This window comes from Psychromonas ossibalaenae ATCC BAA-1528, assembly GCF_000381745.1.
Lineage (GTDB): Bacteria > Pseudomonadota > Gammaproteobacteria > Enterobacterales > Psychromonadaceae > Psychromonas > Psychromonas ossibalaenae.
The window spans coordinates 1-21,352 of record NZ_KB907030.1 but is presented as its reverse complement, the minus strand read 5'-3'; the positions used below and the strand labels follow the sequence as shown (position 1 = coordinate 21,352).

19 protein-coding genes, 5 pseudogenes and 2 other annotated features are annotated in these 21,352 nt (G+C 38.9%); of the genes and pseudogenes, 9 read left to right on the top strand and 15 right to left on the bottom strand.

All coding sequences use genetic code 11. From position 1 onward, the window contains the following. Positions 1-130: 130 nt before the first annotated feature. Both G327_RS0121135 and G327_RS25775 read left to right on the top strand, forming a co-directional pair. A complete protein-coding gene (locus G327_RS0121135; RefSeq protein WP_019616801.1) occupies positions 131-934 on the top strand; it encodes a Cof-type HAD-IIB family hydrolase in 804 nt (267 codons plus the stop codon). Positions 935-1,083: 149 nt separating this feature from the next. Next, positions 1,084-1,956, top strand: a pseudogene (locus G327_RS25775) (IS982 family transposase). 24 nt (positions 1,957-1,980) lie between these two features. Here the strand turns inward: G327_RS25775 and G327_RS0121125 are convergent. Continuing rightward, positions 1,981-2,244 (bottom strand): CBU_0592 family membrane protein, encoded by a 264-nt coding sequence (locus G327_RS0121125; RefSeq protein ID WP_019616798.1) that lies wholly within the window; start codon positions 2,242-2,244, stop codon positions 1,981-1,983. A 496-nt stretch (positions 2,245-2,740) separates the two neighbouring features. After that, positions 2,741-2,857 (bottom strand) — a sequence feature (23S ribosomal RNA rRNA prediction is too short). A gap of 427 nt (positions 2,858-3,284) precedes the next feature. On the opposite strand from G327_RS0121125, the pseudogene G327_RS27670 reads away from it, so the two are divergent. Continuing rightward, positions 3,285-3,443, top strand: a pseudogene (locus G327_RS27670) (DUF6444 domain-containing protein); the annotation flags it as partial. A 96-nt stretch (positions 3,444-3,539) separates the two neighbouring features. Continuing rightward, positions 3,540-4,166 (top strand): annotated as a pseudogene (locus G327_RS25770) (IS66 family transposase); the annotation flags it as partial. A 121-nt stretch (positions 4,167-4,287) separates the two neighbouring features. Here the strand turns inward: G327_RS25770 and G327_RS0121115 are convergent. The 4 genes from G327_RS0121115 to G327_RS0121090 form a co-directional block, all read right to left on the bottom strand. After that, entirely contained in the window at positions 4,288-4,467 is a 180-nt protein-coding gene (locus G327_RS0121115; RefSeq protein WP_019616797.1) for a PTS sugar transporter subunit IIB, read from the bottom strand. Between the two features lie 1,070 nt (positions 4,468-5,537). Further along, positions 5,538-6,800: a PTS sugar transporter subunit IIC gene (locus G327_RS0121100; RefSeq protein WP_019616794.1), complete on the bottom strand. Its 1,263-nt coding sequence runs from the start codon at positions 6,798-6,800 to the stop codon at positions 5,538-5,540. A 90-nt stretch (positions 6,801-6,890) separates the two neighbouring features. Then, positions 6,891-7,199, bottom strand: coding sequence for a PTS sugar transporter subunit IIB (locus tag G327_RS0121095; RefSeq protein ID WP_019616793.1), 309 nt, complete (start codon positions 7,197-7,199; stop codon positions 6,891-6,893). Next, positions 7,199-7,573 carry a PTS sugar transporter subunit IIA gene (locus G327_RS0121090; protein WP_157601238.1) on the bottom strand — a complete coding sequence of 125 codons (375 nt, stop codon included), beginning with the start codon at positions 7,571-7,573 and terminating at the stop codon, positions 7,199-7,201. Before G327_RS0121090 ends, G327_RS0121095 begins: the two co-directional genes overlap by 1 nt. 85 nt (positions 7,574-7,658) lie before the next feature. Between G327_RS0121090 and G327_RS26680 the strand changes: the two are divergent. Beyond that, positions 7,659-8,008 (top strand): annotated as a pseudogene (locus tag G327_RS26680) (transposase); the annotation flags it as partial. Here the strand turns inward: G327_RS26680 and G327_RS26675 are convergent. The 7 genes and pseudogenes from G327_RS26675 to ascB form a co-directional block, all read right to left on the bottom strand. Next, positions 7,954-8,181 (bottom strand): family 1 glycosylhydrolase, encoded by a 228-nt coding sequence (locus tag G327_RS26675; RefSeq protein ID WP_083938595.1) that lies wholly within the window; start codon positions 8,179-8,181, stop codon positions 7,954-7,956. The pseudogene G327_RS26680 and the gene G327_RS26675 sit on opposite strands and share 55 nt — an antisense overlap. Positions 8,182-8,358: 177 nt before the next feature. Then, positions 8,359-9,651, bottom strand: coding sequence for a PTS sugar transporter subunit IIC (locus G327_RS0121080; RefSeq protein WP_019616791.1), 1,293 nt, complete (start codon positions 9,649-9,651; stop codon positions 8,359-8,361). 104 nt (positions 9,652-9,755) lie between these two features. Next, positions 9,756-10,067 carry a PTS sugar transporter subunit IIB gene (locus G327_RS0121075; protein ID WP_019616790.1) on the bottom strand — a complete coding sequence of 104 codons (312 nt, stop codon included), beginning with the start codon at positions 10,065-10,067 and terminating at the stop codon, positions 9,756-9,758. Next, positions 10,067-10,453, bottom strand: coding sequence for a PTS sugar transporter subunit IIA (locus G327_RS0121070; protein WP_019616789.1), 387 nt, complete (start codon positions 10,451-10,453; stop codon positions 10,067-10,069). Before G327_RS0121070 ends, G327_RS0121075 begins: the two co-directional genes overlap by 1 nt. Positions 10,454-11,514: 1,061 nt before the next feature. Beyond that, positions 11,515-11,877: pseudogene (locus G327_RS0121065) on the bottom strand (ISAs1 family transposase); the annotation flags it as partial. Positions 11,878-11,892: 15 nt separating this feature from the next. Further along, positions 11,893-12,084: a hypothetical protein gene (locus G327_RS26955; protein ID WP_157601235.1), complete on the bottom strand. Its 192-nt coding sequence runs from the start codon at positions 12,082-12,084 to the stop codon at positions 11,893-11,895. Positions 12,085-12,795: 711 nt separating this feature from the next. Then, entirely contained in the window at positions 12,796-14,277 is a 1,482-nt protein-coding gene (gene ascB, locus G327_RS0121055; RefSeq protein ID WP_019616786.1) for a 6-phospho-beta-glucosidase, read from the bottom strand. A gap of 426 nt (positions 14,278-14,703) precedes the next feature. Then, positions 14,704-15,022, bottom strand: a sequence feature (23S ribosomal RNA rRNA prediction is too short). 270 nt (positions 15,023-15,292) lie between these two features. Here ascB and G327_RS27430 point away from each other — a divergent pair. The 4 genes from G327_RS27430 to G327_RS0121040 all read left to right on the top strand — a co-directional run bounded on the left by G327_RS27430 (position 15,293) and on the right by G327_RS0121040 (position 18,098). Next, positions 15,293-15,403, top strand: coding sequence for a hypothetical protein (locus G327_RS27430; RefSeq protein WP_245542721.1), 111 nt, complete (start codon positions 15,293-15,295; stop codon positions 15,401-15,403). A gap of 71 nt (positions 15,404-15,474) precedes the next feature. Continuing rightward, on the top strand, positions 15,475-15,696 hold the full coding sequence (locus tag G327_RS27425) for a hypothetical protein (protein WP_019616785.1): 222 nt from the start codon (positions 15,475-15,477) through the stop codon (positions 15,694-15,696). Positions 15,697-16,929: 1,233 nt separating this feature from the next. After that, positions 16,930-17,724: a hypothetical protein gene (locus G327_RS0121045; protein WP_019616784.1), complete on the top strand. Its 795-nt coding sequence runs from the start codon at positions 16,930-16,932 to the stop codon at positions 17,722-17,724. 2 nt (positions 17,725-17,726) lie between these two features. After that, the gene (locus G327_RS0121040) at positions 17,727-18,098 is read left to right on the top strand and encodes a hypothetical protein (RefSeq protein WP_019616783.1); all 372 of its coding nucleotides are present in this window, start codon (positions 17,727-17,729) and stop codon (positions 18,096-18,098) included. Between the two features lie 548 nt (positions 18,099-18,646). Here G327_RS0121040 and G327_RS0121035 read toward each other — a convergent pair. From G327_RS0121035 to G327_RS0121025, 3 genes are all read right to left on the bottom strand, one after another. Continuing rightward, a complete protein-coding gene (locus tag G327_RS0121035; protein ID WP_019616782.1) occupies positions 18,647-20,296 on the bottom strand; it encodes an ATP-binding protein in 1,650 nt (549 codons plus the stop codon). Next, a complete protein-coding gene (locus G327_RS25290; RefSeq protein WP_019616781.1) occupies positions 20,293-21,015 on the bottom strand; it encodes a dsDNA nuclease domain-containing protein in 723 nt (240 codons plus the stop codon). Before G327_RS25290 ends, G327_RS0121035 begins: the two co-directional genes overlap by 4 nt. Before the next feature lie 54 nt (positions 21,016-21,069). Then, the coding region (locus G327_RS0121025; RefSeq protein ID WP_157601233.1) for an IS3 family transposase at positions 21,070-21,352 on the bottom strand (283 nt) is incomplete at its 5' end.

Sequence of the window (21,352 nt, the reverse complement as noted above, 5' to 3'; positions counted from 1 at the left end):
GTGCTAACAGTGACTTTTTCCATATAGCAAATGCTAAGCATGAGTTATTATTAGAACAAGATAAATATAGAATACCAGCGTTAACCGCAACCATCGATTTTTTCCAACAATATCAACAAGGTAGTCAGAGATGTACAAAGTAGCAATTTCAGATCTTGATGGAACATTACTAGGCCCAGATCATAAAATATCGGCCGAGAGTAAGGATAGTATTCACAACTGGCTCCAAGACGATAGAAAATTTGTTATCGCAACTGGACGACACTATATAGAAGCAAAAAGCTTCCAAGATAGATTAGGAGAGTCTATCTATCTAATTTCTTCAAACGGTGCTCGAGTGCATAACAAAAATGGAGAAGTCATTTCAAAACAGAATTTACCGACTGATATTGCTGAAGCTATTTGCAACAGCGATTTTGACAGTGAAGTACAAATAAACCTGTTTACTGATCAACATTGGTATGCCAACTTTGCATTAAAAGAATTAGAGGATGTTGCTTTAGAAGGAGGGTTTGGTTGCCACATAACAGATTTAAAAACACTCGATAAATCTAACACCATTAAAGTTTTCTTTTGGGCAGAGAGAGAAAAACTAAATGCTATTTACGACGAACTTAGTATCAAGTTTGCAGGCAGAGTTAACTTAACCTTCTCACTAGACAAATGTTTAGAAGTGATGGAAGCAAACACTAGTAAAGGTGCTGCAGTTAACATTGTATTAAAAGAGAAAAACTTAACAACAGATCAAGCGATCGCTTTCGGTGATGCTATGAATGATATGGAAATGTTGAAAGTAGTTAGCAAACCTATCTTGATGGCAAATGCTCAGAAAGACTTGATCAATGCATTACCAGAAGCAGAGATGACTAAATCATCTAAAGAGCATGGTGTATCGGCTAAACTCAATGCTCTTTTGAGCGAAAATAAAAACTAGCTTTTAGCTTCTATTGTTGCTCAATGAATATTGATAAAAAGTTTAAATAACCTGAATTCGGGGTAAGAATTAAAATAAGTTAAACTAAATGCCTTTTCCGAGATCTGATCTTTTGACTAGAAAAATTAGATACATAAAAAGGAACAGGCATGAATAATTTAATTGGTACATTTTGTGATATCGATGATTTTTGCAAAGTTTTTATTCCTGAATGGGAGGCTCGTTTAATAACCAGTGGTGAGAAAAAAAGACGCAGAGTTAAACGCATGAGTAATGCTTAAATAATGACAATTATTATTAGCTTTCATCAATCTCATTACAGAGATTTCAAGAATTATTACTTCGGCTATGTAGCAGAACATTTAAAACCATAATTTCCCTCACTGCTAAGCTGCACAAGGTTTATAGAGGTTATTCCATCAGTCATTATTCCTTTGAATACATACCTAACAACCTTATTTGACAAGCCAACAGGGATTGCTTTTATCGACTCCACCAAAATTTTGGTATGTCATATTATTAGAGCAAAGCGTAACAAAGTTTTTAACGGAATTGCAGAGCATGGAAAAGGTACAATGGGGTGGTTATTTGGTTTCAAATTACACCTCATAGTTAATCATCTTGGTGATATATTGAGTGTAAAAATCACAGAAGGCAATGCAGACGATCGTAAGCCTGCTCCTGAAATGGTTAGCTCTTTATCAGGCAAATTATATGGTGATAAAGGTTACTTAGGCAAAGCATTAGCTAGTAAATTACAAGCTAACGGTGTTGATCTGATAACAAATGTTCGAAAAAACATGAAAAAGGTAGCGATAAGTAAGTGGGATAAAGCGATGCTAAGTAAGCGTTATCTTATTGAAACAATCAATGACCAAGTAAAGAACATTTCGTATGTAGAGCACTCTCGACACCCTAGTACTACAGGCTTCGTTGTAAATATTCTTGGTGGCTTGATTGCATATTGCCACCAAAAAAATAAGCCATCAATCAATTTAACCGTCAATGAAAAAATGTGTTAAATCTCATAATGGCTTAACCCGAACTCAGGTTATATTAACTTCAACTGGACTTTTAGATTTCCAAAGCCCTCCTACCGAAATAATGAACCAAAAAATCTCGATAACAAATGCCGCTAAATTAAAATCAAAGTACAGAGATACTAAAATTAAAAAAGCTCCAGCAGTGTTTGTTAGTGAATACATTGTTGTCGAACTCGACATTTTTCTCATTTGAAGAGCGAAATACGTCCCTAAAATAATCATAGACCCTAACAAACCCACTACGTCATACCATTGGATGTCTAACATACAATACTCCCCCACAAAAAACCTTTTGGAAATTTAGCTTTACAATTATTCATTATTAATACTCTACCTTTAATTACTCGTCTAACAATTATCCAACACCTGAATCGATAAGTGTTAGCAACTTAGAATCGTTGAAAACGCTGGAGTTTTCACGCGATTCCTTTTCCTATTAAATACATCTTTTCAATCAAGCATCCGAAGTTAACCATGTGGTTAACTTCGGATGCTGATAAGTACCACTGGCGTTGGTGTCACCTCCTACGCTCTGACAACCAGACAGGGTTAATAGCAGTCAAAGCAATAAATGTACCAACGCACTAAATACTGTTACATAACAATCACATAGATAAAAAACAAACAGCCATGACACACAGTTACAGCAACGGCAGAACAAAGGGTCTTTACTGTGTCACAAGGAGGTATTCTGTAATGGCCGGCAAGATAATCGGCTTGTTGTATAAAATCATAGTACGAAGCTCTTTGCTTCGGTGATATGTTTAGCCCCGTTAAATCTTCCGCGCAGACCGACTCCCCTAGTGAGCGATTACGCTTTCTTTAAAGGATGGCAGCTTCTAAGCCAACCTCCTGACAGTCTGAGCCTTTCCACATTGTTAGTGGTCGTTATATTACAAGCAAACAAGAAAGCTATTGTAATGTTTTCCCTTTAGCTCGCAGAAAGGAAATAATTAAGAACCAAATTAAACTCAATCAAGAAAGAGAAAAAAATAGCGAATCTACTTTTTCTATGTACGAACCTCCGTCTGATGAAACATCAGATACGCCATATATCGAAATAGGTACATGTGAAAAACTTTAGGTTAAGGTTGTTAGTTAATCACGTTGTAACTACTCAGCACCTTAATCACACTTTTAATAGTTTATTGAAGATCAAAAAAGATCGGCTTGCTTGATCCTTGTTAGTCGTTACGTTAACTACTTTCTTCCTATATTAGCGTAATGAAAGTAAGTAGTATTGATATTGAAAGTAATGTCGAAAAGATAAAACAACAAATAGAAACGATAAAACACTATCCTCTTCTATGCGCACGACGTTATATTTATTACTGCTTATCGTTAATTTTCTCTTCCAGCGCCTTGGACTCAACAGTCGCAATAGTAGTAAGCCACCATCAAGTGATCCAAACAGAGATAAATCACCAAGAAATAATAGCTCGAATAAAACCGGAGGACAAAAAGACCACAAAGGATCAACGCTAGCACTTGATACTCATCCTGATATCACACATAAATTGCCTGTAGATCAGACTCTTTTGCTACAAGGGATTTATAAAGAAGTGGGTTATGAAACACGGCAAGTTGTTGATATCGAATTTAAACGGATTGTCACGGAATATCAGGCTCAAATACTTGAAAATGAATTTGGAAAACGCTTTATTGCCCTATTCCCTAATGGTGTTAACAGCCGTATTCAATACGGCAATGGTTTAAAAGCACATGCCGCATATCTTTCTCAATATCAATTACTCCCTTATGAGCGCATCCGCGAATATTTCACCGACCAATTAGATATTCCCCTGAGTAGCGGCAGTCTGTACAACTTCATTAATAGCGCCTATAGCAGGCTTGAAGAGCTCAATGTACTTGACGAGAAAGTGCTGCACGCAGATGAAACTGGCATTAATATCAATGGAAAACGGCAGTGGCTGCATAACGCTTCATCCCTAAAGTGGACTTATCTAGCTGCGCATGAAAAACGGGGATATGATGCAATGGAGTACATAGGCATCCTACCTCATTTCAATGGTGTCATGTGTCACGACCATTGGAAGCCCTACTATCGTTATAACTGCCCACACTCATTATGCAATGCACATCATCTACGAGAATTAACGAGGGCCAATGAACAAGATGGTCAGGTGTGGGCTGAAACTATGCGCATATTTTTAGTCAACCTTAATCAGCAGTACTCGGTGAAGATGGTGTTATCAGCAAAGAGGAACAAGCCAACTACATTAATCAATACCGAGCTCTATTGTTAAATAGTATGCTACCAAATATATTTAACCCTGCTGAGTAGTTACATCAGCCTGCAACCATTTCTTTGGCATAATTTAATATTTTCAAGCCATCCTGTATCGCATACCCCATAGGATTGATCGAATAGGCAAGGATATTCATCTCGCTAGCGACTTTTTGAACTTCGTCCTTTTCCATTGCTTCTCTCATTGATGCGCAGACGCTACAACATAGTAAAATTTTCATTATTTATCCTTTGTAAACATTGCAAGTTGTTCTTTTCCTGTGTCAGCCCTTGATAAAGAGTTACCAGCTCGCCGGCTAGGTCTTTAGCTAATAGTGCCGTCATCAGATGAGCCAGAGCGTGAATGAGTGTCATGGAGCTGCCGCCCCGCTAGTCTCTTTGTGTATCAGACTGGTTTGCGAACGGTGAGCCTCAGATGCACAGCTTCGAACATCGCCAGCATTGACAATTAACGCCATAAAAATCTCTTGCATATTGTCTGTTTTTCATCAATTACTGCTTGTTCCATTTTATTTCTCTTTTCAGTTGGCTACAGTCTAGCGGTAGCTTGATTAATAATTTCTCTCCCTGCTATCACGATAGACTTAAGGTAAAAACATACTGATTAACCACTGCTGTCACTGTATTAGCAGTAATGATGCCAACACACAACAATCCTATATATAACAATACGATGCACGATCACTCATTCGAATTAAACACACTTTGATACTATCGGAAAAATAAAACAATTTACTGTGTTGTGGAGTATTGCTGGGGTAACATTAAGATAAACTGCAACAACCTCTCAGACTTAGAGCATGAATACTCACTTTTATCCAGAGCAAAACCCGACCAGCTTCACTGTACAAAAAACAACCTCCATAGGTTTAAGGAACTGTTCAGCATTTACCCAATAACTGCTCTATAAATTGGTAGTAAATCACATTATTAACAACATACAAACTCATACTGTCGTCCATCGTCAACCTATACGTGCGGCTGATGATGGGTGGACGATACCTAGAGATCCATCATGTTTCAGCCAAACCACAAAGGCCACTATGTGGCAAATGTTTCTGTGTTTTCCGGCAACATTGTTTGTGTAAGGTATGAATTGCTGTGGCTAGTTATTCTAATAGCAAAATCTATAACACAACCATCACGCTTTTTAACCAGTATCAGTGCAAATAACGCTACACCCATTGGGTGAAACGTCAGTGGTATAAAAAATCGCTTGTATCAACTTATTATGGTGCCAATGGCACTGTCAGCTGAGAATGCTAGGTTCACGCTGACACCTCGTCCGCCATTACTTGACTTGCCCTGACTCCTGCTCTTCCAACAGCTTCTCTTCTTGCACTTTACTCTTCTCGGAAGCTTTGAAGAATGGATAGTAGACACAAACAGAGATCACAATGCATAGAGCCTGCCAGATCACCGCACGCCAGTCGCCACCAGTGGACAGGTAGCCGCTCAGTAATGGTGGAGTTGTCCATGGGATCCCCACCACGACTTTACCGATGAGCTCTAATTTCATCAGAAAATAAGTGCCAACCTGCAAAATCAGTGGAGTAAAGATGTATGGCAGCAGTACCATTGGGTTGAGCATAATAGGGAAACCAAACACCACTGGCTCATTGATGTTAAACACGGTTGGAGGAACACAGATTTTGCCCAGGGCGCGGTAGGTTTTACTGCGAGAACGTACCATCAGCATGACCAATCCTACGGTTGCACCGGTACCGCCCAGCCACATATTGAAGTAAAAGAAGCCATAGGCGGTAATATGGGGGATCGATTCTCCCGCTGCAAAGGCAGCGGAATTTTCTGCCAGTAAAGCAAGTAAAACTGGATAAGTAACACCGGCAAGAACATTGTCACCGTTAATCCCGCAGGTCCAAAGCAAGGTCGTAATGAATGTCAGGAACATTATTCCAGGCAGGGTGCTCAGTCCGAATACCAACGGCGATAGAAGTTGTTCCATCACCCCGTTAACATCGAAATTAAAAAGTACTCTAATAACCCATAGCAGGACAATAAAGACCAATGCAGGAATAATCACTGTAAAAGAGTCCGACACATAGCTAGGAACACCAGGCGGCATTTTAATTGTGATATTTCGGTGCACGAAAAATATTATGATTTCAGGACAAAGGAGAGCGACGAGAATAGCGGTAAACAGACCGGATGCACCAAAGTTATCGGTCATGAGACTATAGTCACTGGTGCTAACCTGTAAGATCAAAAAGCCGATCAGAGCCGTGACAGCTGTGCCGATAGGGTCGATTTTTTCCATCAACGCCATACTATAGCTAATACATACAACAGCAATGAGAGCTATCATGCCGAAAGTCAGGGTATTGCCGACATTGATCATGTCAACATAGGGTTCGATAATACTCGTCCACGCTTCTGATGGGAAGCTGGAAATAACGGTAAAAACACTTCCGATGATCACAAACGGAATGACCATCGTCATACCATTACGGGTTGCCTGCATATAGCGGTTTTCACCGATCATTATAAGCATAGGCACTATTTTATCCTGAAAAAAGCTCGTAATTTTATTCATCACAGCTCCTCTATAAAAATAACTTTATTATAAAAGCAAGCGGCAATTCGGCACTGGAATAGGGCAATTAATTCACCTAGGATAGGTACATCAGCTTGCAACCATTGCTCTGGCAAAATTTAATATTTTCAAGCCGTCCTGCATTGCGTAATCCATAGGATCGATCGAATCGACAGGGATATTCATCTCGCCAGCGACTTTTTGAGCTTCAGCCTTTTTATAGCGAATTTGCGGACCTAGCAGGATAACATCGTATCGACTGTATACTTCGTAGAACATGTCGTAAGATTTAGCATCAATAACATAATTTTTTTGTTCCTCTGGAGAAACGGCCTTTTTCATTGCTTCTGCTACTAGACTTGTCGATGCGCCCGCACCACAACATAGTAAAATTTTCATTATTTATCCCCTTTAAGTACTGCAAGTTGCTCTTTTACCTGTGCCAGCTCTTGATAAACACTTACCAGCTCAGCGGCCAGGTCTTTAGCTAAGAGTGCCGTCATCAGGTGATCCTGAGCGTGAATAAGTGTCATGGAGATATCGACTCCCTCCCCGCAGGCTTCTTTGTGTATCAGACTGGTTTGCGAACGATGAGCCTCAAGCGACGCTTTACGAGCGCCTTCCAGCAGCACTCTGGCCTGATTGAACTTGTGCTGTTTCGCTGACTCAATGGCCTCAAATGCACAGCTTCGAGCATCGCCAGCATTGACAATTAACGCCATAAAAACCTCTTGCATATTGTCTGTTTTTTCATCAATCATCGTTTGTTCCATTTTATTTTTCTCTTCAGTTAACCACAGTCTAGCTGTAGCTTGATTAAAAATTGGTTTAGCCAAAAATCAATAACAGCAAAGCACCATACCGAGAACAATATTAACAGGTGAACTGTGGCTAAAGCTATCCCTGCTAATACAACACAGCGGAATAATTTATAAGAAACCAGAACACAGGATGACCTTCGAAGGGATTCTTTTTCTAATGAGAACCGGTTGCCCATGGCGCGATTTGCCAGCAGAGTTTGGCAATTGGATCGCTATATTTCGACGTTTTAATTTGTGGTCTAAAAAAGGTATTTGCTTTCTTTATTCAATTGGTTATAAAAATAAAGCGACTCAGAATTGTTGTTTATTGATGGAAGTATTATCCGCGCTCATCAACATAGTACAGGTGCAGCAACACACAATGATGAAGCGACATCTTCGCAGAAGCGGTGATAATGGTCAGAGGCAACACTGGTATCAGCGTAGTTAGAATTGATATTCATGTCGACGGTAGAAAGGCTCTTACCGTAGCGGTCATGAGCACCTTCTACTTGATAGGCGGCAGTCGATGCGCTCCACAGAAAATCTTCTGGAAACGGACTTAACGTGTGGTAATTCATATTGGATGTGCACAAGGTAGCAGGAAAAAATGTGAGAGAAAGGAATGAATTTCCGTAAATCGTTATTATAAAAAATCCATAACAACTATCATGTCTTTTAACCTGTACCGATGCAAAAAGCGCTTCAACCATAAGGTGAAGCGCCAGTGATATTAAGAAAGCTAAGAGTTCTTAGGTTTACGCAGTCACAGGTTTCGCTGTTACTGGCTCTTGCTCTCGCGCAGCTTCCTGCTCTTCCAGCTGCTTCTCTTCTGCCAGTTTTTTCTTCTCGGAAATTTTGAAGAATGGATAATAGACACCAACAGAGATCACAATACATGCTGCCTGCCAGATCACCGCGCGCCAATCACCGCCTGTAGCTATGTAGCCACTCAGTAATGGTGGCGTTGTCCATGGAATACCCACTACGACTTTACTGATAAAATCAAACTTCATCAGAAAATAAGTACAAAGCTGCAAAAGCAGTGGAGTAGCTATGTATGGCATCAGTGCTATTGGGTTAAGCATAACAGGGAAACCAAACACTAATGGCTCATTGATATTAAACACGGTAGGAGGAGTACAGATTTTTCCCAGTGCGCGGTAGCTTTTACTGCGAGAACGCATCATCAGTATGACCAGCCCTACGGTTGCACCAGTACCACCCAGCCACATATTGAAGTAGAAAAATCCATAGGCGGTAATATGAGGGACCGTTTCCCCTGCTGCATAGGCTGCGGAATTTTCTGCCAGTAAAGCAAGTAAAACCGGATAAGTAACACCGGCAAGAACATTGTCACCGTTGATCCCAACGGCCCAAAGCAAACAGGTAATGAATGTCAGGAACATTATTCCAGGTAAGGTACTCAGTCCGAATACCAGTGGCGATAGCGCTTGTTCCATCACAGCGTTAACATCGAAATTTAAAACTACTCGGACAACCCATAGTATGACAATAAAGACAAATGCCGGAATAATCACTGTAAAAGAGTCCGACACATAGGCAGGAACACCAGGCGGCATTTTAATTGTGATATTTCGGCGCACGAAAAACTTAATGATTTCCGCACAAAAGATACCGACGAAAATAGCAGTAAAAAGACCGGATGCACCAAAGTTCTCGGTCATGATGCTATAGTCGCTGGTATCAACCTGCAGGATCAAAAAGCCAACCAAGGCAGTAACGGTTGTGCCGATAGGGTCGAGCTTCTCCATCACCGCCATATTATAACCAATACATGCCACGGCAATGAGCGCAATCATGCCGAAAGTCAGGGTATTACCGACATTAATCATGTCGGCATAGGGGGCAATAATATTCATCCACGCTTCTGATGGGAAGCTGCCAATAATAGTAAAAACACTGCCGATAACCACAAACGGAATGATCATCGTCATACCATTACGAGTTACCTGCATATAGCGATTTTCACCGATCGCTATCAGCATAGGCACTAGTACATCCTGAAAAAAATTCGTTATTTTATTCATGATAGTTCCTTTATTAAAATAAATTTAGCCTTGTAGCGATGAACTAATCCAATCCTTCATCACCACTTTCGAAAATATAAAAATAGATTGACTTGAGAGCGGCTCTATTTATTTAGAAGCAGTTCTCTGGCATGAGTTAATATTTTGTCACCGTGTTGCATCGCATAATCCATAGGATTAATCGAATCGACAGGAATATTCAACTCGCCAGCTATTTTTTGAGCTTCAGCTTTTTTATAACGAATTTGCGGCCCCAGAAGGATAACATCGTAGTTACCGTGTACTTCATGGAACATGTCGTAAGATTTAGCCTCAATAACATAATCTTTTTGCTCTTCCGATGGCAGAGACTTCATCATTGCCTCTGCCACTAGGCTTGTAGAGGCACCCGCGCCACAACATAGTAAAATCTTCATTATTTCTCTCCCTTTAATTCTGCAAGTTGTTCTTTTAAATGTGAAAGTTCTTGATATATACTTACCAGTTCACCAGCCAGATCTTTAGCTAATAGTGCCGTCATTAAATGATCCTGTGCGTGAACAAGTGTCATAGTCATATCAACTCCCTCGCCACAGGCTTCTTTGTGTATCAGGCTCGTTTGTGAACGGTGTGCTTCAAGCGCAGCTTTACGCGAGTCGACCAACAGCGCATCAGACTGAGCGAACTCTTTCTGTTTTGCTGCCTCGATAGCTTCAAAAGCACAGCTGCGAGCATCACCAGCATTAACGATTAGCTCCATACAAATTTCTTGCATCTGTTCAGAGCTTTCATCTTCATGTATCTTTCTTACTGCCTGTTCCATTTTTATTTCTCTTTTCAGTTAGCTACAGCCTAGCTGTAGTTTGGTTAATAATTTCTACCCTGCCACCATAATAGACTTAGGGTAAGCACAGCCTCTCTTCATTACTGCTACCACTGTATATGCAGTAATGGTGCCAACACACAACAAACCCTTATTTAACAACAAGTTACGCAAGAAATCACTCTACTATTACACACTATAACAGTAGGTTCTGAATAAAAAAATTACTGTGTTCTGGGGTATTACTGGAGTAACATTAAGATAAACTGCAACAGCCTATCGGGCTTAGATCATGAATACTTGCTTTTATCCCTAGTACAATTAGGCCTACTTAAATGTACAAAAAGCAACCTTTACAGGCTTAAGGAACTGCCCAATATTGTTCGGCATTTACCCAATAAGGGCTCTAGATATTGTTAGGGGATATTTATCTTTGGAGTTTCCCCCTATTGAGCCAGAAAGTTTCTCAATAAAGGGGGGATGAATGAGGTTTGGTTACTCTAAATGAATGATGAGCGACGTAGAGTGAGGGATATTCAGACTCAACACGAAGGGCTAGCGCTATTTTTACACCCAACTTCGTTACCAGTCATTAATGTAGAGTGACTACAATGCATAATTATCCTTCTTATATGATGGATAATATTTGGGCTTCGGAAAATCGTGTATTTTTTATTGTGCTCTTCATTAGGTTTAATAAACAGTAATTGGAAAACTTAATAAAAGTGATTTTGATTTTAGGGGAGGGTTATAAGCCTATTTTGTATCGACCGTTGGCTTAGATGAAAATATGGTTTTTGACTATATTCGTAATCACATAAGCCTCCTGCTCTGCCGGAGGTAAGTTAACTAACTGTCAACCAGTCTAACTCTGTTATTTAAGAGCTACTGGACTCATCACAATCCTAGAATAGAGCGAAAACATCAGTCGATATTAGAGGTGATCAGCTAGGCAATTAAAACACTCTTTTGTCCTTATTTAGTTATAAGCCCCGATTTTCGGCCTACAGCATCATAAAAACAAAAGTAAAAAATACTCTACACAGTTCAAGATCATTCACTTAATCACCAACACCAAAGTCACACTTTTCTTCAGGGCGGGATAATGCTTTGTTTGATTTTCGACCAAACAAAATTTCTTCCCTAAATTCAGCATCCCAACACGCACGCTGCATTTTTCCTGATACACTGTCTTTTAATGGGTGCTCTTTAATCAAGTTTAGTAATGCTCGCCTAAAAGTGGCTATATTTCTAGCGCCATCTTCTGCATAGATTTGACATTCATCTTCTTTAAACGTTACATCTAAAATCCAGTGATGACTATTTTCAATGCTCCAGTGCCTACGTATGTAACCTGACACTGTTTTAACATCCTCCTTTAAAGATGTTATGTAGTACGAGGTTTCATTTTCTGTTTTGTTTTTAAATGTTCGAGTACGCTAGACTTCAACGACGGCAAAGCTATCTTGCCATTTTTTAGTCTCATCAAACCAATCAGAGATAGGAAGAAGTCGATCGTTTCTTTGGTTAATTCGCCCATGTTCACCATCAGTTTCCGAAAAGTAATTATCTTCCGCGACCTTTTTTAAAATATCACGTTCCATTTTTAAGCGATTGTTTTCTTTGCGCAATTTTTCTAATTCTGCTCATTCATAAATGTTTAATGTTAATTGTTTGAACCTGGCCTTGATTCTGTTTGGGTTTCTGCCCGCACCCATCGCGTAATGGCACTAAGTGATACACCTAGATTATTAGCAGCTTCCTGACGAGTGTATCCTTGTTCAGTACTAATTTCACTGCGCTTTGTTTAAACTCTACAGTGTAAATTGGACGTGTTATTATCTTATTCATAATCTATCTCTACTAGACATATTAACTGAAGTCTTTAGTAGTGTCCGGTAGTATTAGACCACTTCATGGTATTAGGTCAAAAGAGGAATGTGAAAAAGGGTTAACTCTCGCTGAAAGGCTCAAAGCTCACTGATAACCCTGACGACAATAACGCAATCCGGCTCGATGCATTGTGGCCTGCAATCATGCGGTACGAGGAAACTGTACCAGAACTGGTGGAGTACAACGAACACATTGACCAGCTGGATGTCGAATGCGACCAGCGCTACGCACGTTTGTTATACGATTGGATTGTTACAATCAAACATGAGAGTTACCTTTTGGCTATTTTGAAATAAAGAATAGACATCTTCATTAAAACATATAACCCTCTGTTTTTTTTTAAATAAAAATCACCAAGTAGGGCCTGAGCTTATACACATAAAAAAGGCCAAGTACATCAGTACTTGGCCTTTCATTAAAAACGTTCAATGTAATCTAGAACGGGTTACTTATAACTCTTCACCATTAGTGCTAATGACATCTTTATACCAATAGAACGACTCTTTTTTAGTTCTTTCTAGTGTTCCATTGCCTTCATTGTCTAGATCTACATAGACAAATCCATATCTTTTTGCCATTTCTCCACTAGATGCTGAAACGATATCAATCGGTCCCCACATTGTATAACCAATGAGTTCCACACCATCATCAATTGCTTCTTTCATTTGCTCTAGATGAGCTTTAAGATAACTAATTCTATAGTCATCATTCACCTTGCCATTCTTATCTATTTTATCTACAGCACCAAAACCATTTTCAGTAATCATGATTGGTTTTTGGTAGCGGTCATACAAATCATTTAACGTGATTCGTAATCCGATAGGATCAATCTGCCAACCCCAGTCACTTGCTTCTAAATGTGGATTCTTAACACCAGTAAATACATTTCCGGCTGTTGTTTGAATGCCTCTATTAGTACTCGCACAAGATGACATATAGTAACTAATCGTCATATAGTCAGCGGTGTTTTCTTCTAGCAATTCAAGGTCTCCCTCTTCAATTGCTAACTTAACATCATGCTCTCTAAAAAACCTTTTTGCATAGGCCGGATACTTTCCTCTTAGCGGCACATCACTGAAGAAATGAACAGATTCTCTTTCTTGTGATTTTGCAAGTAAAACATTATTAGGATCAGCATCATATGGATAGATTGGATTTGCGAATACCATCATGCCCATTTCAAAATCGGGATTGATTTTTCTAGCTGCTTTAATAGCAAGAGCGCTGGCAACAAATCTATGATGTGCAGCTTGATATATCTTCTGATACTTATTGTCACCTTCTTTAAAGATGAGCCCTGCCGCCATACTTGGAATAAATGTTATATCATTCATCTGATTGAAAGTGATCCAATATTTTACTTTGTTTTTGTATCTCTCAAGTATAGTTTTTGCAAATCTTTCAAAGCATTCGATTAACTTTCTATTTTCCCAACTACCATAAGTTTCAGTCAAATGAACAGGCGTTTCGTAGTGGCTCATTGTAATAACAGGTTCAATACCATACTTAATAAGCTCATCAAAATAGTCATCATAATGTTGAAGTCCTGCTTCATTCGGCTCCAGTTCATCTCCTAATGGAAAAATCCTAGCCCAATGAATTGAGGTTCTTAATGATTTGAATCCCATCTCTGCCAATAAAGCAATATCATCTTTATAACGATTGTAGTGGTCGATACCTACATGAGATGGGTAGTGCTCGTTAGCGTCCAGCTTTAATTCTTTCAGCATTAGACGCTTTTCACCGCTTAAATCTGTTGGCATGTAATCAGGTGTACACATACCCTTGCCATCTTGAGCATAAGCTCCTTCAAACTGATGAGCAGCAAAAGCTCCTCCCCACAGAAAACCTTTTGGAAATTGAGCTTTATAATCAGTAGCGTCTCCTTTTTCTAGAGCACTTTTTGAAAATTTAGCTTTATAATCACTCATTATTAATGTCCACCTTTAATGACTTGTCTCACAATTAGCTAATACTTGAATCGATAAGCGTTAGCACCATAGAATCGTTTGGGTTTTCACACGATTCCTTTTTCTATTAAGTACATCTGAATCAAACAAGCGGTTAACTCCGGATGCTGATAAGTAGTACTGGCGTTGGTATTACTCCCTGCGTTCTGACAACCTGACAGAGCCTACTGCATTTAGAGCAAAAAAGGTGCCAACACACAAATAACCATGTATAACAACAACATAAAGAGAGAAACGAGCAGTAATAACACACAGCAAGCAGTAACAACACACAGCAAACAGTAACAACACACAGTTACAGCAACGGCAGAAAAAAGGATTATCATTGTGTCACAAGGAGGTATTCTGTAATGGCCTGCAAGAGAATCGGATTGTTGTATAAAATCATGTACGAAGCGCTTTGCTTCAGCGATATGTTTAGCCCCGTTAAATCTTTCGCGCAGACCGACTCGACCAGTGAGCTATTACGCTTTCTTTAAAGGATGATTGCTTCTAAACCAACCTCCTGACTGTCTGAACTTTCCACATAGTTTCCCTTTTGGCACCTTAGCTGGCGGTCTGGGTTGTTTCCCTTTCCACGACGGACGTTAGCACCCGCAGTGTGTCTCCTGTGATTGTACTTGTTGGTATTCGGATTTTGCATGGTGTTGGTAAGTCGGGATGCCCCCTAGCCCAAACTCCAAGCCTCTGAAATGTTTGTTGATTTGGAAGGGAAAAAGGCAAAAACTAAACCTTGCTCTCTTTTTCAAAAAGAGATAAAAATAAAATGTGCAGTGGTATATTCTGACTCAGTAATATTGACCACTACACACAACAAGTTTTAAAAAACTATTGATTGAAAGCTACTTTATTAAATACTTAGATCTCTTTTATAAGTAACTTTCTTTCAAAGTTCTAGTGATAAATATTGCTTGCACACAAAAATATCAACGTATGGTTGGATTTTGGCTGTGGACCAGGACCCGCATTGGCACATATGCTACACGAGGCTGGACACACAGTTGCGTTATACGACATTTACTATCTGCCTGATGCATATGTGCTGGAGAAAACGTATGATTTTGTGACTGCGACAGAGGTGATATAACACCTCTTTAATCCGAAAAAATATGGTCGCAATGGTTAAATTTAGTTAAACCGGGTGGTTGGATAGGAATAATGACTAAACAGGTTATAGACCTTGAAGCATTTGCCTGCTGGCACTATAAATATGCCCCTACCCATGTGACCTTTTTTAGCCGGGCGACTTTTCGCTATCTGGCAGAGCGTGACAAGCTTGAACTAGAATTCATTGGAAATGATGTGATTTTACTGAGAAAACCTAGTTCGACAGGTGATATGGAGCTGATTGTAACCCGCTTGATTTTATTGCTCACTTAGCGGTACTGGTGCCCAACACGTTAATATGTAATGACTTATATTCGATTTGACAATTCACCTTGTTAGTCTCAACTTATCTGACTAACCTTTACGCTCGTTGCCGGGAATAAGCGAGCGTGGGGATTTTTACTAGCTGAGACGCTTAGGGTCGGATAGACGACACCTGTTACCAGGTGTCGTCCTCCTAAGAACCGTACGTGCAACTTTCACTGCATACGGCTCAAGCCTCCACAAAGGCGTATAACGTTACCCACCAACCTTTTTCTGGTTGATTTTGCAATGCACATCTGAAGCTTTAATACTTTCTGCTCAATGAATTTCCAGTTGATGGATTGGCATTGAGTGCAGGTAAGAAGAGGCACTAACTTCATTTGAAGTTATCATTTGCGTTTCTCCTTGAATAAAGTTCTTCAAATCATCTTGCAACGGGAGACCAGCTGGAAGTGGGCTCACTTTCGTGCCAGACATTCGTCTGTATCTGCGTCATTACAATGCAGCATTAGCTTTCTCCAGCCTCCTTTACCTGCAACCACTATCGGCTTTCTTCACAGAAAGCTTTCCCTATTGGGAGCAATACAGGCTTACCGTGTTCCGTATGGAACGCAATGTCAGTTTAGATGCCCACTCTAATGCGAAGGGTTTCTCGATCACGAAAGAGTATATGCCAACCTCTTTCCTACCCTCGTTGCCGTTTTGGCCACAGCGTATTAACCACTTCCGCGGCTTGGCGCATAACGCATCTTACATGGGTTCACTTACATTCATCATACTGACTCCCTAGCACTTACCCGACTTGCGTGGTTGTCAGGAGGAACGTCTTCTCACGATTCTTTTCCCGTCCAATGGACTTTGTTACATTGTCAGACTCGCTACTTTATTCAGAGTCCTAGAGGCATCTGGTGATACAGATGGTTCACTCTTATCGCGGTGAACAGCGTTACATACGACTTCACGTCGCACGGCACAAAGCGCCTTACAAAACTACAAATTTGTGGCCAATATTACTGGACCACAACACGTTGTGACAACTACAAAAGAAAAGGTGCCCATGGGGGGAACTAAAAATAAAAGATAGGATTTATAAACATGTTACAACGCAAAGTAACGTAAAAATTTACGTTACTTTGCGTTGCTTGGTGTAGTGTCATGACATATATGTGCTATATTCTCACACATATTCCTCTTCTTTTTATTCAACCGCCCCATTATCGCGGTTTTTTACGTGGAAAAATTATGGTTGCAGCAGTAGCAAAAACAAAAGTACAAGAAGCATTTGAGATAATACACAGTATGGACTATTCCACCTTGGGTAAAATTTCTGATTTTTCGTTAAGACGTTTTCGCAAGTCGTACCAAGACATCAATGATAACGCTATTGACTCGTACTATTTTTGCAAAGCTTTTGATGCTGCGATTACTGGAGATAGAGAAGTATTAAAAGAAAATATTGCATTTACTATGTCTAGCAATCCAAGCATTACCAATATATTAAACATAATTAAACTATGTGAACAAATGGGGCTCTATAATCTAGCAGGTGAAATAGCTACACCTATAAATTATGTGGGCCTAGAAGTGGATGATGCATACCAAGTAGCTGATTCACTGGCATTAGTTGGCTTAACAGATAAAGCAGAAGAAATACTGCGCCATATCAAGAAAGCTTACCCAGAACTTTCTTATAGATTTGAATGCGTCGCACCCAAAATTATTGATGAAATATCAAAACGAAACATTAGATTTGAAGACTTAAAGTCTTATTGGGATCAATTTGAGCTTAAAATAACAAATTCAATCATTAAACCTAAGATGTTTGAAAGAAGGCCTATGATAACTATTCATACAGAGGTTCAACCTGTCTTTATGAATATCGAATTTGAAACACTTAATACGCTGATGCCAGAAGAAGTATTATGGGATAACTCAGATGCAATAGCTAAAGGACTATCAGAGATTGAAGCTCCGATCGAACTATTAACATTTATCGTTTCTGATATTAACTACAGCAATCAAAATATTAAGGTTTAGTTGTGATTAATTGTAATGATTTTATTTCATCCGCTCAATTTCGCCCAGAAGATAAACTCACAGAAATTGATTACCGTAACTCTGCAAGTCGCGCTTATTACGGTGCTTACCACGCTTGTACCCAGCTTGCGTGCCACTTTGAGTTACTAAACGAAGAGCCCAACCATGCAATTGTAATCAAAGCACTTCGTAACTCTGATAATAAAAACCACAAAGAATTAAGTACTTTACTACATCAGTGTAAAGTAAAAAGACAAAATGCTGATTACAGGTTACAGCGAACATTTACGCCACAAGAAGCTAAAAAACAACTACGCACAACAAAAGCAATAATTCGTCAAGTTGAAAGTGAACTGGCAGAAAAAATCGCTTAGCAAGATCTCAAAGATCGTAGATTCCATTTACGCAATGCAGCTAGTTAATCTACTTTGATGAAAACAAACACATTCACTCTTGCATTTTTACCTTTTCTCTAGTTGCCCAATGACTCTAGCTACTCATTTAGAGAAAAACAAATAATATTTTATAGGTCGCTTTGTGCCCCTTTATCCGCCTTAGGAAGCTATAAAACTGTGGCCAATATTACCACTCCACTACAGTTATCTTATTGGTGTTAGAATGAATCTACCACTAGGTTCTATATAAAACTTTTACAATGCGTTAATTCTTATAAGTTTCAACCGTCTAACATATTATTTTTAACTCTAAACAGAGTGCAAGCCTCACCCCCTAAAAGAGCTTTAAAAGCACCTTTCGGGTTTCAAATATTTACTGAAAGTACCACGTGTATATTGTGGCTTTATTTTGGATAATGTATCTATAAAGATGATTACGCTGAAGAGAAGTTATAAATCCCCAGAAAGCAAAAAAACAATCATAGATTGTTTTTATGCGTAATAGTTCAAGATGTTATATTTTAGCTCTAAGGCAATGTAGCCTGTTGATATAGAGGCATGATTTGCTGGTAAGCAGCATCATAATCAGCTTGCTGAAGAAGGCTGTACTTCTCAGTCATAGTCAAAGTTTTAAATTGATTTGTTTCTCTCTCAAAAGAAACGGAACCAATAATAAGCTGACTTTTAGTTGCTAGGCCATCAATACATAAATCAAATAACTTTTTCGCTGTGTGTGCATCAGGGTCTTGCTGCTTAGGCGAGTCAATTACTACTGGAAGCATAGGACTTGTCGACTTGTCTTCTATCGTTTTAAGAAGAGCATAGTGATAAGCTAATATTGCTCTTGGAGCTCGGCTTCCAGTTTCACTTTTAGAGATCGCTCCATATTGAAGAATAGTTCCAACAGTAGGATCTTTGATACCCAACTCAGCTTGAGCAAATTTCAATGAACCTTTAAATTTATCATTAATTTCTTTAGCACGCTTTTTATCTTCGAACTTTGCTCTTTCTTCTACCAGCTTAGTTCTAGCGACATCTAATTTACCTATTTTTTGTAGTAATTCATTAATCTGCTCTTCGAAAGTGAGCTCAACTTGTTTACTTGCTTGTGACTTAATGACGTCTTGAAGAGTCAATTCTTCTTTGACTGTCTGAAGCATATCTTTTAGTTCAGAACTTAATTTTTGAGCATTCATTAATTCAGCTTTGATACTAGTAATTTGAGCATCATATACCGATTTTTGTTCATATAATTCAGGTATGATTTGCAACAGCTTATCTCTGTTCTCAAGTACAGCATATTTAGCCTCGAAACTTGCTGATGGAGACAAAGAATCGATGCTATGGTCATCAAGCTGTCTTTTTGATTCATCTATTTCAGCTACTAATTCATCTCGTAGAGACAATACGTCTATTAGTTTTATTCTGTATTTTGTTTCTTCTTGATGTAAGTTTTGACACTTGTGAAGGAAGCGTTCCAGCATCTCTTCATAGTATTCAACATCAACATCAAAGAGCACTCTTCCGAATGATTCCTCAAAACGCTTTTTCGCAGCCTCTAAAGCTTTTAATGTTGCTCGTATTTCATCAAGATCGATATCAATTAAATTAATTTTTCCTTGTAGAGTGTAATATTCCTTTGGCTTTACACCTGCATGAAAATTTAAAATATGCTTTTGCCAATCGCTATACATTGCCAAACTGCTGAATGAATCTAAAACTTTCCCCCACCCATTATCTTGGTCAATATAGTAAGGAAGATAAAGACTTGCAGGATCTGCTTGTCCTTGAACCAAAGTTTTCTTTAAAACTAGCTCTAAATTATAATCAAAGATATCTCTTACAATTAATGCTATATCTGTACGAGAATCAGAAGTTATTAAGTGTTTTTGACCTTCTGTGATATCAAAGATAGAAATGCGTTTTTTGTGACGAACAAAAGCGTAATCACGATCTTTAACATGAATTACAACTTTTGAAACAACGTTATCATCCTTCCACTTTTTATCCAATCGAACATCAGCACCTAATGTATGGTATAAGCTCTTAATAAAGGTGGACTTCCCAGTATCATTCTCACCAGTAATGATATTAATATCAGGAGAGAACTCAAAAGAGAAACCTTTCTTATCCCGAAAGGATAATATGTGAGCACTTTTAAAGTAGATACTTCTCATATTTTATCTGCCTCTAATAGCTTCTTTATTATTAAATAAACAACGATACATTCTTTCTTTCCTGCCGTTAATGCCAACGCATAATCTGGACAAAGTACATCAATTTTTTGCATGATTTCAGTTAAATATAGTTTCAAACTTGAATGGGTCTTCGCCTCGTCATATAGACTAACTGCATATTCTAGATACACTGTTGACGGATTTTTTTTATTTTGGTTAAGGTCGATGCAAACTTGTGAAAACGTTGCGTTTAGTGGAATTAGCTGGAATGGGGTCTTACCTGCTGTACTAAATACCTTTTCCGCCATACCCCAATTAGGCCTCATACTATTACTTGCATTCAAGGAATCAAGTACACTATTAAACCCTTGTGATGAAAGACCTTTTCTAGATATCAAGTCTGAAAAATCAATGATATCTGCTGATTTGACCTTCGACTTGTGCCGACACTCCTGCTCTAGTAAAGATACTAGTACATTAATACTTAAGTTAGAACTATCACCGAACTTCTTACTAAGGAAATCGCATAGCTTCCCTTTTAGATGTGTAATGTGATCATCCAAACTTAATGAAGATTGAACAAACCGCATAGTTGAAAGGTCAATGCTTGTATCATCAAGTTTTACTTGGTCTTTGATTGCTTTTTTAAAACTAGCCTTGTACTCATCTTTTACTTCATTTGCACCAAAAGAAGACTTCCCACCATTTTCTTTACACAAATTGAATGAGGCATTGACCTGGTCAACTTAATTCAGTCACCCTAGTTAAGTTCTTTAAGCTACTTCTTTTAATGGTTTAGCCATACGCTCAAATTCATTGGGACTTTGATAATTCAGGTATGAATGCATCCGTTGGCTGTTGTACCACATTGTGATGTAATTCAGTACATCTTGCTGAGCTGCATAGCGCGTTCGATAATTGCGCCAGTGAACTCTTTCCTGTTTCAAGCTGCCGAAAAAGCTTTCTGCTACTGCATTATCCCAGCAACATCCTTTTTTGCTCATACTACCTACAAACTTATGCAACCTCAGTATCCGTCTATATTGATGGCTCGCA

Excerpts from the sequence above, each read along its gene's own strand:
- G327_RS0121090 (WP_157601238.1), bottom strand. The coding sequence starts at position 7,573 with ATGGAACAAACGATGATTGATGAAAAAACAGACAATATGCAAGAGGTT.
- G327_RS0121115 (WP_019616797.1), bottom strand. The coding sequence starts at position 4,467 with ATGAAAATTTTACTATGTTGTAGCGTCTGCGCATCAATGAGAGAAGCA.
- G327_RS0121070 (WP_019616789.1), bottom strand. The coding sequence starts at position 10,453 with ATGGAACAGGCAGTAAGAAAGATACATGAAGATGAAAGCTCTGAACAG.
- ascB (WP_019616786.1), bottom strand. The coding sequence starts at position 14,277 with ATGAGTGATTATAAAGCTAAATTTTCAAAAAGTGCTCTAGAAAAAGGA.
- G327_RS0121080 (WP_019616791.1), bottom strand. The coding sequence starts at position 9,651 with ATGAATAAAATAACGAATTTTTTTCAGGATGTACTAGTGCCTATGCTG.
- G327_RS27425 (WP_019616785.1), top strand. The coding sequence starts at position 15,475 with ATGACTAAACAGGTTATAGACCTTGAAGCATTTGCCTGCTGGCACTAT.
- G327_RS0121125 (WP_019616798.1), bottom strand. The coding sequence starts at position 2,244 with ATGTTAGACATCCAATGGTATGACGTAGTGGGTTTGTTAGGGTCTATG.
- G327_RS0121095 (WP_019616793.1), bottom strand. The coding sequence starts at position 7,199 with ATGAAAATTTTACTATGTTGTGGTGCGGGCGCATCGACAAGTCTAGTA.
- G327_RS0121075 (WP_019616790.1), bottom strand. The coding sequence starts at position 10,067 with ATGAAGATTTTACTATGTTGTGGCGCGGGTGCCTCTACAAGCCTAGTG.
- G327_RS0121135 (WP_019616801.1), top strand. The coding sequence starts at position 131 with ATGTACAAAGTAGCAATTTCAGATCTTGATGGAACATTACTAGGCCCA.
- G327_RS26675 (WP_083938595.1), bottom strand. The coding sequence starts at position 8,181 with ATGAATTACCACACGTTAAGTCCGTTTCCAGAAGATTTTCTGTGGAGC.
- G327_RS0121100 (WP_019616794.1), bottom strand. The coding sequence starts at position 6,800 with ATGAATAAAATTACGAGCTTTTTTCAGGATAAAATAGTGCCTATGCTT.
- G327_RS0121035 (WP_019616782.1), bottom strand. The coding sequence starts at position 20,296 with ATGAGAAGTATCTACTTTAAAAGTGCTCACATATTATCCTTTCGGGAT.
- G327_RS27430 (WP_245542721.1), top strand. The coding sequence starts at position 15,293 with ATGCTACACGAGGCTGGACACACAGTTGCGTTATACGACATTTACTAT.
- G327_RS0121045 (WP_019616784.1), top strand. The coding sequence starts at position 16,930 with ATGGTTGCAGCAGTAGCAAAAACAAAAGTACAAGAAGCATTTGAGATA.